Source organism: Gorillibacterium sp. CAU 1737 (assembly GCF_039888655.1).
In the GTDB taxonomy this organism is placed as follows: Bacteria; Bacillota; Bacilli; order Paenibacillales; family NBRC-103111; genus Gorillibacterium.
The window spans coordinates 867,203-883,775 of record NZ_JBDQQO010000001.1; the positions used below are offsets into that span (position 1 = coordinate 867,203).

At 52.4% G+C, this 16,573-nt stretch carries 18 protein-coding genes; 15 read left to right on the top strand and 3 right to left on the bottom strand.

The window, feature by feature from the left end; translation table 11 throughout:
• Window positions 1-212 precede the first annotated feature (212 nt).
• Together AAFN83_RS04000 and AAFN83_RS04005 are read left to right on the top strand one after the other, a co-directional pair.
• Entirely contained in the window at window positions 213-845 is a 633-nt protein-coding gene (locus AAFN83_RS04000) for a hypothetical protein (RefSeq protein ID WP_347767233.1), read from the top strand.
• Window positions 846-962: 117 nt separating this feature from the next.
• Complete coding sequence (locus tag AAFN83_RS04005) at window positions 963-2,780, top strand: beta-L-arabinofuranosidase domain-containing protein (protein ID WP_347767235.1); 1,818 nt, start codon at window positions 963-965, stop codon at window positions 2,778-2,780.
• 93 nt (window positions 2,781-2,873) lie between these two features.
• Here the strand turns inward: AAFN83_RS04005 and AAFN83_RS04010 are convergent, their stop codons facing one another.
• Complete coding sequence (locus tag AAFN83_RS04010; RefSeq protein ID WP_347767237.1) at window positions 2,874-3,713, bottom strand: helix-turn-helix transcriptional regulator; 840 nt, start codon at window positions 3,711-3,713, stop codon at window positions 2,874-2,876.
• A gap of 195 nt (window positions 3,714-3,908) precedes the next feature.
• On the opposite strand from AAFN83_RS04010, the gene AAFN83_RS04015 reads away from it, so the two are divergent.
• Window positions 3,909-4,922: a serine hydrolase domain-containing protein gene (locus tag AAFN83_RS04015; protein ID WP_347767239.1), complete on the top strand. Its 1,014-nt coding sequence runs from the start codon at window positions 3,909-3,911 to the stop codon at window positions 4,920-4,922.
• A 79-nt stretch (window positions 4,923-5,001) separates the two neighbouring features.
• Here AAFN83_RS04015 and AAFN83_RS04020 read toward each other — a convergent pair whose 3' ends face one another.
• Entirely contained in the window at window positions 5,002-5,226 is a 225-nt protein-coding gene (locus AAFN83_RS04020) for a hypothetical protein (RefSeq protein WP_347767240.1), read from the bottom strand.
• A 107-nt stretch (window positions 5,227-5,333) separates the two neighbouring features.
• On the opposite strand from AAFN83_RS04020, the gene AAFN83_RS04025 reads away from it, so the two are divergent.
• The 8 genes from AAFN83_RS04025 (at window position 5,334) to ytxJ (ending at window position 10,071) form a co-directional block, all read left to right on the top strand.
• Window positions 5,334-5,867 carry a hypothetical protein gene (locus tag AAFN83_RS04025; protein ID WP_347767242.1) on the top strand — a complete coding sequence of 178 codons (534 nt, stop codon included), beginning with the start codon at window positions 5,334-5,336 and terminating at the stop codon, window positions 5,865-5,867.
• Window positions 5,868-5,935: 68 nt separating this feature from the next.
• A complete protein-coding gene (locus AAFN83_RS04030; protein WP_347767243.1) occupies window positions 5,936-6,604 on the top strand; it encodes a DUF6483 family protein in 669 nt (222 codons plus the stop codon).
• Between the two features lie 66 nt (window positions 6,605-6,670).
• Entirely contained in the window at window positions 6,671-7,048 is a 378-nt protein-coding gene (kapB, locus tag AAFN83_RS04035; RefSeq protein WP_347767245.1) for a kinase-associated lipoprotein KapB, read from the top strand.
• Between the two features lie 23 nt (window positions 7,049-7,071).
• Window positions 7,072-7,860 (top strand): TIGR00266 family protein, encoded by a 789-nt coding sequence (locus AAFN83_RS04040; protein WP_347767246.1) that lies wholly within the window; start codon window positions 7,072-7,074, stop codon window positions 7,858-7,860.
• 14 nt (window positions 7,861-7,874) lie between these two features.
• Window positions 7,875-8,696: a histidinol-phosphatase HisJ gene (gene hisJ / locus AAFN83_RS04045; protein ID WP_347767383.1), complete on the top strand. Its 822-nt coding sequence runs from the start codon at window positions 7,875-7,877 to the stop codon at window positions 8,694-8,696.
• Window positions 8,697-8,845: 149 nt separating this feature from the next.
• Entirely contained in the window at window positions 8,846-9,046 is a 201-nt protein-coding gene (locus tag AAFN83_RS04050) for a hypothetical protein (protein WP_347767247.1), read from the top strand.
• A 138-nt stretch (window positions 9,047-9,184) separates the two neighbouring features.
• Complete coding sequence (locus AAFN83_RS04055) at window positions 9,185-9,697, top strand: metallophosphoesterase family protein (RefSeq protein ID WP_347767249.1); 513 nt, start codon at window positions 9,185-9,187, stop codon at window positions 9,695-9,697.
• 38 nt (window positions 9,698-9,735) lie between these two features.
• Window positions 9,736-10,071, top strand: a complete 336-nt coding sequence (ytxJ, locus tag AAFN83_RS04060; RefSeq protein WP_347767251.1) for a bacillithiol system redox-active protein YtxJ — start codon at window positions 9,736-9,738, stop codon at window positions 10,069-10,071.
• A gap of 134 nt (window positions 10,072-10,205) precedes the next feature.
• Here the strand turns inward: ytxJ and AAFN83_RS04065 are convergent, their stop codons facing one another.
• Window positions 10,206-10,499, bottom strand: coding sequence for a hypothetical protein (locus AAFN83_RS04065; protein ID WP_347767253.1), 294 nt, complete (start codon window positions 10,497-10,499; stop codon window positions 10,206-10,208).
• 205 nt (window positions 10,500-10,704) lie between these two features.
• Here AAFN83_RS04065 and AAFN83_RS04070 point away from each other — a divergent pair, with 205 nt between their 5' ends.
• The 4 genes from AAFN83_RS04070 (at window position 10,705) to AAFN83_RS04085 (ending at window position 16,543) form a co-directional block, all read left to right on the top strand.
• Window positions 10,705-11,481, top strand: a complete 777-nt coding sequence (locus tag AAFN83_RS04070; RefSeq protein ID WP_347767254.1) for a polysaccharide deacetylase family protein — start codon at window positions 10,705-10,707, stop codon at window positions 11,479-11,481.
• 99 nt (window positions 11,482-11,580) lie between these two features.
• Window positions 11,581-12,798: an MFS transporter gene (locus AAFN83_RS04075; RefSeq protein ID WP_347767256.1), complete on the top strand. Its 1,218-nt coding sequence runs from the start codon at window positions 11,581-11,583 to the stop codon at window positions 12,796-12,798.
• 4 nt (window positions 12,799-12,802) lie between these two features.
• A complete protein-coding gene (locus AAFN83_RS04080) occupies window positions 12,803-13,918 on the top strand; it encodes an aminopeptidase (protein WP_347767258.1) in 1,116 nt (371 codons plus the stop codon).
• 282 nt (window positions 13,919-14,200) lie between these two features.
• Complete coding sequence (locus tag AAFN83_RS04085; protein WP_347767259.1) at window positions 14,201-16,543, top strand: putative bifunctional diguanylate cyclase/phosphodiesterase; 2,343 nt, start codon at window positions 14,201-14,203, stop codon at window positions 16,541-16,543.
• Window positions 16,544-16,573 lie beyond the last annotated feature (30 nt).

Consider the following 16,573-nt stretch of genomic DNA (forward strand, 5'->3'; position numbering starts at 1 on the left):
GAACACGAAACGCCTCTATGCAAGAGGTTGTGAAAAAGATAACCTTGAGGGCTATCCCGAAAAGCAAAGCAATGATACTTTTATAGAGTAAGCAATTGGAAGGGAGGAACAAAAAGAGGAAAAAGAGAAGGGAATGGAAGCAGATAGAAGAGAGTTGAAAACGAATACATAATGAGTAAGATTTCAATTGACCTGAAAAAGGGGACACGCAGATGAACGCAAAGAAAGAATTGACCGGTTTTGATTACTTCTCTTATGCTCTTTATGCTTTCGGCGGGCTTGGCTTGGAAATCCTGCTCATGATGATTGAAAATCAGGTTTACGGCTCCTCAGAGAAATGGGCGGTTTCTCAGCATCTTCTTCACTGGGGACTAACCTGCTTGCTTTGGGGCAGGATGACGTTTTGGTTGGTGAAGCGGCTTCCGTCTGAGGGAGAATCGGTGGAAGCTAAGAACGTATGGATGGCCGCAATCCTTGCAATCCTGGGCATTGCTTATACCTCTTGGGTATGGGAAGGGTTTAAGCCTTACCAGGAGTTCGTTTCCCTTGGGGCGGTCAAATTCGCAGGGCAATCTATCTATTACCTTTTTGAGGGAATGCTGATCACCTTAATTGTCGCATTCGGCCAGAAGACCTTTGAAGTGTGGTTCAAGACACGCAAGAATATCCCCTTTGGCGGGTTGCTGTTGGCCTTCACCTGGGGATTGATCCACATTCTCACTCAGGATGCGGCAACCGGATTGTTCACATTCGTTCTGTCTATTCTTTACGGGCTTGTCTATCTGGCCCTGCGACGCCGTGTAAAACTCGCTTATCTGGTTATTACGCTGATATTTATTCTCTAGAATCAACGAGACAAGTTTCCTCCACCGTTTCTGCGCTTTTGTCTACCGACACAGGGAATGGATTTGATTATGATGAAGACTCTTAAGATAAATCCAGTCAAAGTGGAGGATGGTTACTTGTTAAAAGCAATGGATAAAACAAAGGTCACGCTGCTTCCGGGTGTTTTTCGGGAGAGAATGAACGTCAACCGAGAATACTTGATGGAGCTGGACACCCAATGCCTTCTGCAGAATTTCTACTTGGAGGCGGGAATCATTATGCCCGGACTTCAGGTAGTGGACGATCCCGCAACGGCGAACCTGCACTGGGGCTGGGAGGCTCCTACCTGCCAGCTCAGGGGGCATTTTCTCGGACATTGGCTCTCCGCGGCGGCATCTTACGTTGCAACGGAGCATGACATGGAATTGAAGGCCAAGCTGGATAAAATCGTCTCCGAGCTGGCCAGATGCCAGGAACTGAACGGGGGAGAATGGATTGGCTCGATCCCGGATAAATATTTCCAAAAGCTGGCGGACAACCGCCATATATGGTCGCCGCAGTATGTCATGCACAAAACGATCATGGGCCTCACTCATGCATACACCGATGCAGGCAATGAGCAGGCGTTGGCGATTTTGGACCGGTTGAGCGACTGGTACATTCGCTGGACCGAAGCGATGGAGAAGGTAAACCCTCATGCCGTGTACAGCGGCGAAGAGGGCGGCATGCTGGAGATCTGGACACGCCTGTACGAAATTACTCATAACGAGAAATACATGGCTCTGGCGAAGCGGTACGAAAATCCCGGGTTATTCCGAAAACTGTTGGAAGGGAAAGACGCGCTGACCAACTGTCATTCCAACGCAAGCATCCCGCTTTCTCACGGTGCGGCAAAGCTTTATGAGGTAACCGGCGAGGAGAAGTGGCGTACGATTACCGAGCAGTTTTGGAAAAATGCGGTTACCGACCGAGGATCGTATTGCACGGGCGGTCAAAACGCAGGGGAATTCTGGGCGCCTCCGTTCCTGTTGGGGCAATTTCTCAGCGAAACCAATCAGGAATTCTGCACGGTGTACAACATGGTTCGAACCGCTTCTTATCTCTATACTTGGACGGGCAATACCGCGTATGCGGATTATATCGAACGAAACCTGTACAACGGGTTCCTTGCCCAGCAAAATGCGCATACGGGAATGCCCACCTATTTTCTTCCGCTCACGGCGGGAAGCCGGAAAAAGTGGGGAAGCAAAACAAAGGATTTCTGGTGCTGTCACGGGACCATGGTTCAAGCCCAATCGATCTATCCCGACTTGATTTACTTTGAGGATGCCGAAGCCGACAAGCTGATTATCAGCCAATACATTCCGTCAAGACTGAATTACCGCAGGGGCGAAGCCGATATCTGCGTGGAACAGTCCACGGATATGAAGTATTACAACGACCAAGCGTTCTTTGACGAGCGGGACGACAGCCAAATGTCGAGATGGTCCTTGAAATTCTCGATCACCTCTTCCGTTCCCGAAACCTTCACCTTGCTCTTCCGGGTGCCGTCATGGGTGAAGGGGACCCCGACAGTCCAGATCAATGGGCAGGAGGTTGCTGCTCCTGAAATTCGCGATGGATACTTGTCCATCACCCAGGAATGGAAGAACGAGATCATCAAGATCTTCTTCCCAAGCACCTTGACGATGGAATCCTTGCCGGATATGCCGGAGCTTGCCGCCATTCTCGACGGACCGATTGTCCTGGCTGGACTAACCGAGAGCGACTGCGGACTTGCAGGGGATTTCAACAATCCCAGGGAGTTTATGATGCCGCAGACGGAGCATACCTATGGAACATTCCCCTGGAAGCAGAACAGCTACCGAACTCGAAATCAGCCGAAAAACATTGCGTTTAAGCCTTTATATGAAGTTACGGACGAAACCTATACCGTTTATTTCACCCGCAAATAAGCCCCCTCATTGCTTGACTAAAAGAAACAGCCAGTTGCCGAGAACGATCGGCGGCTGGCTGTTTTTGACTTTTGTAGCGGCAGGCTAAGGCAGCTAATGGTGAAAGGCATTCTTATATTGTACGGGGGTCATTCCCTCGTATTTTTTGAACAGCTTCATAAAGTATTTTTCGTCACGGAAACCGCAGGAATAGGCAGCTTCTTTAATGCTGATATTGTTGCTGGACAGGAGGTTTTTTGATATGTCCACCCTGGATTTATTCAGGTAATAAATCATCGTCATGCCCGATTCCTTTTTGAACAGCGAGGAAAGGTATTCGGCATTATAGTGAAATTCTTCGGCAATCTCGTGCAGGGAAAGCGACTTGTGGCAATTGGACCGGATCCATTCCATGACGGTAGAGACCAAGGGGGAAAGGTTGATTTTGCGAGCCTGGAGCCGATCCAGGAACTCCTGAGTCATTTCCATGGCCAACAGGCTTAGTGCGTAGTCAAGAATTGCATCGGTGTAGTGGATTTCCTGACGTGAATAGTCAACAAGCTGGCGGAACAACAGGCTTATCCGCTGGAAGGCGGCTGGAGCCCCGTGTTCTGGAATGAAATAGGCGTATGCTTCAGGGAGTGCGGGGGGATGGTCTGTCGTCATGGTTTCCCATGGTGTATCCGATGTGAAATGCACCCATAAATAGGCTAGCTTCTCCTGGGAAGGCTTATGTCCGTAATGCTCCTCTCCGGCTTTCAGAAAGATGGATTGACCGGGAGTTATGGATCGGGGAACATTGGACTGGGTGATATGCAGGGTGCCTTCCAGGACGAGAATCAGCACATGGCAGTCAAAGGTTCGCCTGTGATGAAGAAAGCCATCCTTGCTCAATAGATTCCCGCATGTAGAATAGTGCAACGGCTTCGACGTGCTCGTGTAGAAATAATTCATTGAATCATCACCTTAGAAGAAAATGCAGCTGCAAGAATCGGAACAGACAAATCATATCATATCGCAATCCTCCTGGAAAAATTGAATTTAGCGATAGTATCAAAAGACGTATTGGTCGGAATTCGATAGAATCAAGGGGAGGATGGTGCATTCGCCTTTCCTTGGAATGTCAGCCCATACGAAGGAAGAGAAAAAATGAACTTGATGACGACGATCGCCCAAGCTGCCGAGGCTTCTTCTTTTTCTGGAACGGTTCTCGTGAAGAGGAAGAGCGAGCTGCTTGCAGAGACAAGTTACGGCTACGCCAATCGCTCGGATCGATTGAAGCCAAACCAGCATACCCGCTACGGCATTGCCTCGGGATGCAAGCTGTTTACCGCCATCGCGATCAGCCAGCTTGTCGAGCAGGGGAAGCTCACCTACGACACCAAGCTTACGGAATGCTTGACGGTGGAGCTTCCTTCATTTGATGAGGAGATCACCGTGCATCATCTGCTCACCCATACGTCGGGGGTGCCGGATTATTTCGACGAGGATGTCATGGACGATTTTGAAGAGCTGTGGATTGAGCGTCCCATGTATCACATTCGAAGCCTGGAAGCGTTCCTGCCGTTGTTTCAAAGCCTGTCCATGAAGTTCAAGCCGGGAGAACGGTTCCACTACAACAACGCAGGTTACATTTTACTCGGTTTGATTGTCGAGCAGGTCAGCGGACGCCGGTTCGATGAATACGTGCAGACCTCTATTTTTGACCGTGCCGGGATGGAGGACAGTGGATATTTCGAGCTGGACGCTCTTCCTGCGAACACGGCAATCGGGTATATAGACCGGAAGGACGGGACCTGGAAGACGAACGTGTTCTCCGTCCCGGCGAAGGGCGGCTCCGATGGCGGCGCGTTCGTGACGGCTCCTGATATGGACAATCTGTGGGACGCTTTGATGCAGCATCGCCTGCTGAGCGAGGCGACCACGACACAGCTTCTCGCCCCGCACGCTCATGAGGGTGGTGAAGACTACTATGGGTATGGGATATGGATCAAGAGGGACGGGGACGGAGCGATTCGGAAATACCATGTGATGGGGTATGATCCGGGAGTGAGTTTCCACTCTGCCTACTATCCAATGGATGGACGAAAGGTCATCGTCTGCTCCAATCAATCCTCGGGGGCCTTCGCGATTATGAAGGCCGTAGAAGAGGATCGTGGCTAAGGCCGCAAGTCGCAAAAGAACCGCCGCTCCATCAGGAGTCGGCGGTTCTTCGGCTTCATCTATGCGATTATCGCATTCCTTAGCTTCCGCCCGTACGACGGCGTTGGTTGTTAACCTTCTTGGTCATTTGGCTCTTGGCCGACATGTTGCCCGCACGTTGGCTGTTCGCTCCCTTATTCGCCTGCTGGCTTTGTTTCTTTTGCTCCAGCTGCTTGCGAATGGCTTCAGCGAGGCTTACCTTCTTCTGCTCGGTCTGTGGTTGGTTCTCTTCGTTTGTTTGTGGTTCTTGGGGGGTGTTAGTCATACGACCACCTGCTTTATCTGTGATATAGTGTTATTGTAAGGCAAGCGCCTTGTACAAGCAAGATGAACGATTCGCTATAATGATTTTAGGAAGGGTGCCGATTATCGATGTTCGACCCGACCATCTTTGAGAACATCAAGGTTGTCCTGGAGGGAGCCGCCTACGATCTTGATGCAGAAGGCCTCGTGCGGATCAGTGGAAGGAATGATGTGGTCGACCTCGCAGCCATGTCGCGAAGCTATTGCCTTCACTTTGAGCTACATGGGCAAGAGGAGGGGCCGACGGCTGAGATTTCCTTGTCCGCCGGAACCGAGGATCTCGCCGCTGAACTGCTCGAGCGCAAGGATCGCAAGCCGGGCTGCTCGCTCGTGCTGACCTTTCACGGGATTTCCCTTCGGGAACCGAAGGATGCCGAACGCGCGAACCACCTCGTCCGGTCTCTCTGGGGACCCGCCCCCCTTGTTCGGCAGCAGATCACCTACGAATGGGGGCAGGAAGAAGCCGCCCGTACGAGCCGGTTGACGGTAGACTTCCAGCGAAGCTTTGACGAACAAGTCATCGAGGACATTCCCCGCTTGCTGGAGCATCTCGCAAAGACGCTGGAGCAGTTGTCCCGCTCGGATGACCGAACGGATTCATGAAACCGTGCCCCCGTCTGCTGCGTAAAGGGTACATCATACCACTGAGTTATTGTTGAAGGAGGAGCCACGTGTTTCGTCGCGATTATATGATGCGCATGATCCAGGAAATGACCGAATTGATGGCTACCATCAGCGGACTCAAAAAGCAGCATAAGCAGGAGCAGGCATTTACCGCTGTCGATGAGCTCCTCGGACGCTTTTTCCGATTAAACGGGAAGCTTCTGAACGCCTTATCGGAAAAGGACATCCTGGCGATGTTCTCGACCGGAGGCTTTCTGGAGGCGGAGAAGGTGCTTATCCTCGCTCGAGTTCTAAAGGAAGAAGGCTCTCTCTACGAGAGTCTTGAAGAACCGGAAGAATGCTATCGCCGCTACGTAAAGGGGCTCTCGCTTGCTCTGGAAGCCTCTCGTCAGGAGAACCCGCCGACCGAGCTGGCGCAGGAAGTGGTTCGCGAGCTGCATGAAGCGATCCGCTCGTATGAGCTTCCGATCGAGCTTCAGGATGGGCTGCTCGACCATTACATCCGGTCCGGTGAATACGCCAAGGCGGAGGATTGCTTGTATGAGCTGGCGGAAGCCGGGGGGCCTTTTGCCTACGCGGAGAACCGGACGGAGGCGGGAGAACGCTTTTACGGCCACCTGCTAGAGCGGAGCGAAGAAGAGCTGGAACGAGGCGGGCTTCCGCTTGGAGAAGTATTGGAAGGCCAGATGGCGTATAGAGCCAAATACGGGAAGTAGAGAGAAGCAATAGGGCTGGAGAGTAGCCGTGCCACCGTTTCGCCGAAAAGGAGGATGGAACCGGCTATGCCTGTGATCACCGTTGGAGACCTTGTTAAGGCATCGTACAAAAGCGGAGAGTACATTGGAGAAGTGATGGAGCTCAGCGAGCGCAAGGCGGCAGTCCGTGTGCTCGCCGTTCTGAAGCATCCCGCCCAGGGGGATTTGCATCATCCCCGGCGTGCCGATGTAAGCTTTTTTCATCAACGCAAAGCACTTGCCCATCAGGAGATTGCCCTCATGCCATTGCCGACCCTGCTCCTGTATACCGGTGAAGTACCGGATTATCACGATTCTCTGCGGTCCGCTCTGATTCGAGAAGTGGGAGAGCTGACCAAGCAGTTGAACTATGCGACTCGTTCGCTGGAAGAGCTGAAGCTTTTGGAGAAGGACTATTTTGGCTGAAGAGCAGAGGAGATGTGAGCGGAATGAACGCCCATGAAATCGATTATCAGATCATCGGTGAAGAGATGCAGTGTGTGGAGATCGTCCTCGATCCCGCCGAAAGTGTCGTGGCGGAAGCAGGAAGCTTTATGATGATGGATGACGGCATTCAGATGGAGACGATCTTCGGAGATGGTTCCCAGGCGGGGCCGTCCGGGCTGATGGGCAAGCTGATGGGGGCCGGCAAGCGTCTGTTAACGGGCGAGAGCTTGTTCATGACGATCTTCACCAACCGATCCCATTCCCGCAAAAGCGTAACGTTCGCAGCTCCGTATCCAGGCAAAATCATTCCGCTCGACCTCGATCAGTTGGGAGGAAAGGTCATCTGTCAGAAGGATGCATTCCTCTGCGCCGCCAAAGGCGTCAGCGTCGGCATTGAGTTCCAACGTAAGCTGGGCACCGGCTTCTTCGGCGGGGAAGGCTTTATCATGCAAAAGATGGAAGGTGACGGGCTCACCTTCGTTCATTCAGGCGGGCATGTGATCGAGAAGCATCTGTCCCACGGGGAACTGCTGAGGCTCGACACAGGCTGTCTCGTTGCCATGACCCAAAACATTCAATATGACATCGAATTTGTCAAAGGAGTCAAAAGCGCCTTATTCGGAGGCGAGGGGCTCTTCTTCGCTACGCTGCGGGGACCCGGAACCGTATGGGTTCAGTCGCTTCCCTTCAGCCGCATGGCAGACCGGATCCTCTCGGCCTCTCGAATAGGCGGGAGAAAAGAGGAGGGCAGTGTCCTGGGCGGACTTGGCAATCTGCTGGACGGAAGATAATGAACCCTGCACCGATGAAATGGAACGGACATACCCATACATCCTTTTGTTACCATGGCAGTAACGCACCGATGGAGGAATACGTAGAAGCAGCCATCAAGCTTGGCTTTGATCGATATACGCTGTCTGAGCATCCGCCTCTTCCCAAGGGGTGGATTCCGGATGAACCGCTTATGCGGGAGTTGGCGATGGAAGAACGCGAGCTTCCCGATTATTTAGCGGCTGCGTTCGATATCAAGAAGCGATATGCCGATCGGATCGAGGTTCTGGTCGGACTGGAGCTTGACTACCTGGATGGCCGAACCGATTATTCGCTGCAACTGCTGGAGAAAACCGAGGGACGCCTCGAAGATCTGCTTGTCTCGGTTCATTATTTGCCGGGCAAGGGCGGCATGCGCTGCATCGATTACACGCCGCAGGACTTTCAGGAGAACCTGATTGCCTATTACGGCTCGATGGCAGCTGTTGTAGATGCTTATTATGACCATGTGGAGCTGGCTTTGGAATGGGCAGCATCTCTTCCCTATCCTACCAAAAGGCTCGGGCATATCAACCTGATTCGAAAGTTTCAAAAGGCTCTGCCGCCAATCGACGGGGAGCAGGTAAACGAAAGGCTCGCCCGCCTGCTGCCGCTTCTCAAGAAGTCGAAGCTTGGCCTGGATGTGAATACAGCGGGACTCCGTGTGGCTACCTGCCAGGAGGCCTATGTCCCCGAATGGCTGCTTCGTGAATGCACCCGCGAAAGCATTCCCTTCGTCTTCGGCTCAGACGCACACAAACCGGAGGATGTCGGCTCCGGGTGGGACTGGTTCGAGCACACGATCAAGCACCTATAGCACGCGCGAGGATCATACCCGAGACCGGGCCAAGGCATCCGCTTAAAAGATGGGCCTCTCGCATGGGTGGTAGCACAGTCGCTCTTCCGCTCCTGACATAGGATAAGGTGTATTCGCACAGTCCACTTGAGAAGAGGAGAGGTTGACCCATGAGTTACGCGAACATGCCGTTCGTATCTCCGTACGAGAATGCCCCGATGGTGTCGCCGTATGCAAGCAATATGCCGATCATGCCGGTTGCCGCTGCGCCTTATGGCCAGTGTGGTGCAGTATCGCCCGTCCGTAATTATTCGGAATATGTCCTCGTTATGTTTATCCTGCTTGTCATCATCCTGCGCGTAATCTGCTAATTAGCCCCACCTGCAAGGCGCACCGGTCCGCTTCTTCCAAGCGGACCGGTGCGCCTTGCCGCGTTTGTTTCCGGCCAGCCGAGTCCCTATAATGGAATGGAGACCATCGAGGCGACAGCCGGGAAAGGATGAGGGCTCTTGGCCATCGGAACACGCATCGGAATCGTCTCCGATACGCACATGCCCCACAGAGGGAAGGAGCTGCCGCAGGCTCTGGTTGAAGGGCTGAAAGGTGTCGATCTGATCCTGCATGCGGGAGATTTCACGGATCCGTACGTGATTTATCTGTTCGAAGAGATCGCACCGCTCGAAGCCGTTGCCGGGAATAACGACGGGTGGGAGATTTATGAACGCTTCGGCAAACGAAAGGTAGTGAACGCAGGGGGACTCCGGATTGGACTCACCCACGGTGACGGCGGCTACCGCTCGACGGAGGAGACGGCCAGACGTGCCTTTTCCCCAGAGGATGTGGATTTCATCGTATTCGGCCATTCGCATATCCCTTGGAAAGGGGAACTGGACGGCGTCCTGCTCTTTAACCCCGGCTCCTGCATGGACAAGCGGAGACAACCTCAGTATTCGTATGGCATTCTTGAGGTCGGGAAGGACGGCTTTGAGGTAACTCATTTTTTTTATCCAGATAAAACGTAAGAACAACGCACATTCCACAAACTAGAGGAGGAATTGGTATGAAGTGGACCGAGCTTACAACGAAAGAACAGTGGGAGACCTTGAGGAACGAGAAGGACAAAACGGTAGTGGTGCTTAAGCACAGCACGACCTGTCCCGTCAGTGCCAATGCGCTCCGCGAATTCGAAGGCTATTTGGCCGACCAACCCAGCCAGGATGCCGAATACTATCTGGTCAAAGTTATTGAGTCTCGGCCGGTATCGAACCAGATTGCGGAAGATACGGGCATCAAGCATGAATCCCCGCAAGTGGTATGCTTGAAGAAGGGACAGCCCTATTGGAACGCTTCGCATTGGTCGGTAACCAAGGCCCACATGTCTGCTGTCCTTGACTGATGCTCGTTCGGCGGCCTTCGTTCGCAAGATCAAGAATAAGCTTCATGCCGAAGTCAGCTGATAATCGCCTTGGCGCAGCTAGAAAAGCCCGGAACGCAGGATGCGTTCCGGGCTTTGTACTTCATTCTATGGATTTAAAAGCGGGTGGATACCGAATCGGTCATCAGCTTGCTCTCCACGAGACGCTTCGTGCTGCTGAACAGGTATTCCGCCTCATGATGGCTAAAGCGATGGCGAGCGCATTCCTTCAGGAAGCCGGGCCGCAATACGTTCAAATCGGTGATGCCTTCTTCTCGAAGGAGAGAAGCGTAGGCACGGGCGTCCATTTGATTGGCATCGAGCAGCATGAGAACCTTGGAGGAGACGAGGTGGAACATTTTCGCGCCGAGCAGCATGTGTTTGTCTTCCATAACCCGTTGGATACTCATAATGGATAACCTCCGTTTATCAGGTCTACAAATTTATTATATCACTAACAGGTAAAAAGAAAAGGGAGAAAACGGATAAAGTAAGCGATTTCATAAAATCTTCACGAACCCGATTTGCTGGCAGGGTCGCATTGCCAACCCTTGGGCAGGGAAGGCTAACCAGAGACAAAGATCGATAATCGAAATGGTGGCGGGAGGGCTACTCATGTTCTGGTTGAAGGTGATAATGGCAACAGTGGTATGGGTGGCGTCGCTTCCGGTTCAAGGGCACGCGTTAGAACCAGGTGCAAAGGATCGCCCTGTGCATCGAACTCGTTCCCATGAGCTTACACTCTCGGAGCTTCGTGCCAAATACCCGACTCTTTTTTATTTGCGAGGCGATCCCAAGCATCGAGCTGTGGCGCTAACGTTTGATGACGCTCCAGACCCGCGTTTTACACCGCTTATTCTGGATGTGCTGAAGGCGCGAAAGGTGAAGGCGACCTTCTTTATCGTCGGGTACCGTGCAGAGCGCTATCCGGAACTGGTTCGCCGCATGGTTCGAGAAGGGCATGCAATCGGAGGCCATTCCTATGATCATCCCGACTTCTCGCGACTAACGGATGACCGTTTTCAAGGACAGGTACTCCGTACGAATGCCATTCTGTCCGAGCTTGCCGGCTATTCGCCAAATCTTGTTCGACCGCCTTATGGTGAGATTCGAGAGCGGCAGCTGCGGTGGCTGGGGCGGCAGGGTTATTACGCGATCAATTGGAGCGCCGATTCACTGGATTGGCGAAACCTGCGAGCCGATCAGGTCTACTCCAATGTCATGAAGAACATGGGGCCGGGAGTGATCGTGCTCCAACATGCGGGAGGCGGAAGAGGGGAGGTGCTGAACGGAACAGTTCAGGCGCTGCCTCGCATTATTGATGAGCTGCGCGCAAGAGACTACAAGCTTTTGACGGTTCCTGAGCTCCTGCACCTTCCCCCTGCCTTATGATCAGCTTGGAGTGGTAAAATGACTAAATCGTGATAGAATAGATGGGGTCTGTTTTCTTCAGACGAATTTGATGGATGTCGCAAAGGAATACGTTATCTCATGGTAAGAATGGAACGTTATCGCTTAAGACTCCTCATCCTGGTAACGGTGCTGTCCGGGATGAGCCAAGGGCTGCTTTTGCCCATGCTCACTCTTCTGCAGGCAAAAGCAGGAGTCGCCTCGGGCTTGAACGGACTAAGCGCAGCCGCCATGTACCTTGGCACTTCAGCCGCCATGTTTTTTGTGGAGGCGCCCTTGTGTCGGTTCGGCTACAAGCCGGTCATCGCAGCGGGTCTCCTCGTCGTAGGAGGTGCCGCGCTGCTGTTTCCATTATGGAGTCCGATTTGGTTTTGGAGTCTCCTGAGAATCCTGATCGGGGTCGGAGACAGCTCCCTGCACTATTGCACTCAGCTGTGGATCATCGCCAGCAGCCCCCCCGGCCAGCGAGGCAAGCGGATTGCGCTGTACGGAATGGCGTACGCGATCGGCTTCAGCATCGGACCGAGCGGGATGCATCTGGCTCGTTTGTCTACCTGGCTCCCGTTCTACGCAATCAGCGCACTTTTGGTCATCTGCTTTCTTCTCTTGCTCCGCATGCAAAATGCTTTTCCGGGTGAGGAGAGGGAAGAAGAGGAGAACGAGAGGGAGAAGAAACTGGAAGGAGCGCCGGCTCCCCGGAACCGCTATATTCAAGCGATTGGCATCGGGTGGTTTGCTCTTCTGCCTTCCCTGCTCTACGGCTATATGGAGTCGAGCATGAACAGCAACTTCCCTTTGTACGGGCTTAAGCTCGGCTTGTCGGATGCCTGGATTGCTACCCTGCTGCCGGCAATCGGCCTGGGCAGCCTCGTTCTGCAAATTCCGCTCGGCGCGCTCAGTGATCGCGGGAACCGCAAGCTTGTTCTGATGATTGCTGGTTTCTTAGGTGCCTGTGCCTTCCTTGCCATACCGTCCACCGAGAACCCATGGGTCCTTCTGATCCTGCTGGGCCTTGCCGGAGGGCTGGTCGGCTCGTTCTTCTCCCTCGGGCTCGCTTATCTGGCAGATCTATTGCCGAGGCGCCTGCTCCCGGCCGGTAATGCGATCGCTTCCTTGAACTTCAGCATCGGTTCCTTGATGGGGCCGAGCGCAGGAGGCTTCGGCATGCAATACCTTGCTCCCGGTTCCATGTTTGCTTTTATCGGAGGGGGATTCCTGCTGTTTTCCCTACTTGGTTGCGTGCACCGGTCCAAGAACCCCTCTCCACATTCCGTACACTCCATGAAAGAAGGTATGTAAATCCATGGTTGATCCCCGTTTAACCCAATTAGCAGAAGGTCTTGTCCAATACTCCATTCAAGCCAAGCCAGGCGAGCATGTGCTCATCGAAGCGACCGGCATCGAGCCGGCTCTCGTTCGGGAGCTTGTGAAGGCCGTACATGCTAAGGGCGCGCATCCCCATGTCAATCTTCGCGACCCGAAGATCACCCGCGCCTTGCTGTTCGATGCGAACGAAGAGCAGATCAAAGCCTGGGCGGCCATCGACAATCACCAAATGGAGCAGATGCAAGCGTACATAGGGGTTCGAGGCGGCGATAACATTACCGAGCTGTCGGATGTTCCGGCTGACAAGCTGAAGCTACACTCCGCTCTCTACATGCAGCCGGTTCACTTTGAAACCCGGATCAAGAAAACAAGATGGGTTGTTCTTCGGTACCCGTCGCCGTCGATGGCGCAGCTGTCGGGCATGAGTACAGAAGCGTTCGAGGACTTCTATTTCAAGGTATGCCTGCTGGACTACGGCAAAATGTCCAAGGCCATGGACCCGCTTAAGGCGTTGATGGACCGCACCGATAAGGTGCAACTGAAGGGGCCGGGCACAGATTTGACCTTCTCGATCAAAGGGGTCGGTGCCATCAAGTGCTCCGGAGAAATGAACATTCCAGACGGAGAGGTCTACACTGCTCCGGTGCGCAACAGTGTGAACGGGGTTATTACGCACAATGCGCCTACTCCTTACAACGGCTTTACCTTCGAGAACGTTCGCCTGGAGTTCAAGGATGGCAAGATCATTCATGCGACGGCGAATGATACGGAACGCTTGAACAAAATTCTCGATACCGATGAAGGTGCCCGGTACGTAGGAGAGTTCGCCATCGGAGTCAATCCGTTTATCCGCGAGCCCATGAAGGATATTTTGTTCGACGAGAAAATCGACGGCAGCTTCCACTTTACGCCGGGCGCTTGCTACGACGATGCCTACAATGGAAACCATTCTTCGGTTCACTGGGACATGGTCTCCATTCAGCGCCCGGAGTACGGCGGAGGCGAGATCTGGTTTGATGACAAGCTGATTCGCAAGGACGGCCGTTTCGTGATTCCCGAACTCGAAGTGTTGAACCCGGAGAATTTGAAATAAGCTCGAAAGCAAAATACAAGCGCATGGATAATATGTAAAATTATACCGAACGGTCACTTGTTAGGAAATTTTTGGTCGAGTATAATGGGGTTGTACTACCAAACTTCATATAAGGGGTTGACATTCCAATGTTGAACTATTTCATCTCGTTGCTTGCTATCATTTGGGGGCCGTAAAAAAGAAGAATCAGGCATTTATGCCTGATTCTTTACTTTTCTCTATAAAAAGAGAATGGAATCTGCGATAATAAGAAAAAATCAATTTCCCTTAAAAAGAGGCGCTATGAAAGATAATAACAAACTCACCAATACCCTTTATGTTATTGGGATTGCGGGAATCATACACTTCATCTACTACTTGGCCTTGGACGGCGATTGGAAGCTGATCGTTCCTTTTGTTGTGCTTGCCAGCTTCGCTCAGCTTGTTCCCATTGTGCTGTCGGGAAGTGCTGCCTTCGTCGGAAATGGCATTATCAATTTGTTCCTTTTAATCGAATACGGAATTGGAGCCAGCTTGATCGCTATCATCAGCGGGTTGTTAACCTTCTTTGTGGTGTATTCTCCAAATAAGCGGAAGATCAATTGGTTTCGGTTTATTTGCAACATCGGGATGTTTTATATTTCCGTAACCATCAGCTATTATGCGACTTTTTATATCCCTGATCCATACCGAATTCTGCACGCTATCCTATGTTACACCGTCTATGAGCTGAGCAGCGTCGGGTTTAATTGGGCAATAGAGAGGTCGTTGAAGATCCCGAACAGACGATTCCAATTTAAGAGCTTTATCAAATTATTGCTGCCGTTCTTCTTGGGAATGACCATGTTTCTTAAGATTATCATGCAGCAACTCTATTTCAATCAGTTGGTTGAAATTGCGTTTGCCATCATCATCCTGATGATCATTAATCGCTACACGAATACCTTGAACAAGCAGAACCGCTTGCTGGAAGAAAGCAATCAGCGATACAAGTCATTGTTTGAACAAAATCCCGATCTGGTGTTTACCCTCGATAACGAACACCGGCTAACAAGCGCGAATCCGATGCTGGAAACCATTCTGGGCTATAAGGAATCCGAGGTTTTGGACAAGCCCTTTGACCAGGCTTTACATATTCTCGAGCTGGACCGATTTCAAGAGAAAATCATGCAGATGCAGAGTGGAATTCCCCAGCATTTCCCGTTAACCATCTATCACAAGAACGGGATGCTGCGCGAATTTGACATCACAAGCGGCCCTACCATCGTCGACAACGTAGTCGTTGGTGGATACGGCATCGCCAAGGATCGCACAGCGGACAAGGAAGCGGAACGCATCATCCATCGCATGGCTTACTTTGATTCCGTTACCGGCTTGCCCAATCGCGCTTACTTCTACAAGAAGCTGAGCGAACTCATCCAAACAGCGGAGGAAACCGGCGGCGGCTTCGGCATGCTCTATCTCGACCTGGATCAATTTAAGAATATTAATGATACACAAGGTCACCTGAGTGGAGACAATCTGCTCGTTCAGGTCTCGCGGCGGCTGCTCGAAACCGTCCAGAGTGCAAGCTTCATTTCCCGCTTGGGCGGGGACGAGTTTACCGTCTTGCTTTCACACGTTAAAGGACCGGAGGATTGCAACCGGGTGGCGCGCATGATCCGACAAGCGCTCTCCTCGCCGTTCGTGCTTAACGGGCAGGATGTGTACATCACCACCAGCATCGGCATCAGCCTGTTTCCCGACAGCGGCACCGATTCGCAGACACTCGTCAAGAACGCGGATGCCGCCATGTACAAAGCGAAGGATTCGGGAGGCGACAGTTACTGCCTCTACAGCGCGGAGCTTCAGAAAGCCATCGAGGATCGCTTGACGCTGCAGACCAATCTCCGAAAAGCCCTCGAGAAAAAGGAATTCAAGCTGGTTTATCAGCCTCAGCTCGACTTGAATGCAGGAGCCATCATTGGAGTGGAAGCCCTCATCCGTTGGGATAGCCCGGAGCTGGGAGAGGTACCGCCAACCCGCTTTATCCCCGAAGCGGAGCGGTGCATGCTCATCATTCCAATCGGGGAATGGGTGCTGAGAGAGGCGTGCCGGCAGAGTGTCGAATGGCAAAAGCTCGGCTACCCGCCGATTTCGATGTCGGTCAACCTTTCCTCCGTTCAGTTCCAGGGTGATGATATCGTGAACACCGTCCGCACGGTCTTGTATGAGACCGGGCTATCCCCTCGATACCTGGAGCTGGAGATCACCGAAGGCATTTTGCTGCAGAACACGAACCGTACCATGCGCATTCTGCGGGAGCTGAAGGACCTCGGCGTGCGGATTTCCATCGATGACTTTGGGATCGGCTATTCGTCCCTGAGCTACCTGAAGCATTTCCCCTTCGATACGCTCAAAATTGATCGTTCGTTCATTCAGGAGATGATGCGGGAGCAAAAGGATCGCTTGATTATCGGGACGCTGATCCATTTGGCTCATAACCTGGAGATGAAGGTGGTAGCCGAAGGCGTCGAGACGGAGGAGCAGATGGAATCCCTTACATCATGGAGCTGCGATCTGGCACAGGGCTACTTCATCAGTCGCCCCTTGTCTCCGTCCCATCTGGAAGAAGGCTTGTGGATCAACAAATCCATGCTTGCCTAAAGCTTCATTCAAACACTTGCATCTTTCTTC

What these genes read in the sequence shown, in the direction of transcription:
- AAFN83_RS04000 (WP_347767233.1), top strand. Translation starts at nt 213, where the DNA reads ATGAACGCAAAGAAAGAATTGACCGGTTTTGATTACTTCTCTTATGCT.
- AAFN83_RS04010 (WP_347767237.1), bottom strand. Translation starts at nt 3,713, where the DNA reads ATGAATTATTTCTACACGAGCACGTCGAAGCCGTTGCACTATTCTACA.
- AAFN83_RS04015 (WP_347767239.1), top strand. Translation starts at nt 3,909, where the DNA reads ATGAACTTGATGACGACGATCGCCCAAGCTGCCGAGGCTTCTTCTTTT.
- AAFN83_RS04020 (WP_347767240.1), bottom strand. Translation starts at nt 5,226, where the DNA reads ATGACTAACACCCCCCAAGAACCACAAACAAACGAAGAGAACCAACCA.
- AAFN83_RS04025 (WP_347767242.1), top strand. Translation starts at nt 5,334, where the DNA reads ATGTTCGACCCGACCATCTTTGAGAACATCAAGGTTGTCCTGGAGGGA.
- kapB (WP_347767245.1), top strand. Translation starts at nt 6,671, where the DNA reads ATGCCTGTGATCACCGTTGGAGACCTTGTTAAGGCATCGTACAAAAGC.
- AAFN83_RS04040 (WP_347767246.1), top strand. Translation starts at nt 7,072, where the DNA reads ATGAACGCCCATGAAATCGATTATCAGATCATCGGTGAAGAGATGCAG.
- hisJ (WP_347767383.1), top strand. Translation starts at nt 7,875, where the DNA reads ATGAAATGGAACGGACATACCCATACATCCTTTTGTTACCATGGCAGT.
- AAFN83_RS04050 (WP_347767247.1), top strand. Translation starts at nt 8,846, where the DNA reads ATGAGTTACGCGAACATGCCGTTCGTATCTCCGTACGAGAATGCCCCG.
- ytxJ (WP_347767251.1), top strand. Translation starts at nt 9,736, where the DNA reads ATGAAGTGGACCGAGCTTACAACGAAAGAACAGTGGGAGACCTTGAGG.
- AAFN83_RS04065 (WP_347767253.1), bottom strand. Translation starts at nt 10,499, where the DNA reads ATGAGTATCCAACGGGTTATGGAAGACAAACACATGCTGCTCGGCGCG.
- AAFN83_RS04070 (WP_347767254.1), top strand. Translation starts at nt 10,705, where the DNA reads ATGTTCTGGTTGAAGGTGATAATGGCAACAGTGGTATGGGTGGCGTCG.
- AAFN83_RS04075 (WP_347767256.1), top strand. Translation starts at nt 11,581, where the DNA reads ATGGTAAGAATGGAACGTTATCGCTTAAGACTCCTCATCCTGGTAACG.
- AAFN83_RS04080 (WP_347767258.1), top strand. Translation starts at nt 12,803, where the DNA reads ATGGTTGATCCCCGTTTAACCCAATTAGCAGAAGGTCTTGTCCAATAC.
- AAFN83_RS04085 (WP_347767259.1), top strand. Translation starts at nt 14,201, where the DNA reads ATGAAAGATAATAACAAACTCACCAATACCCTTTATGTTATTGGGATT.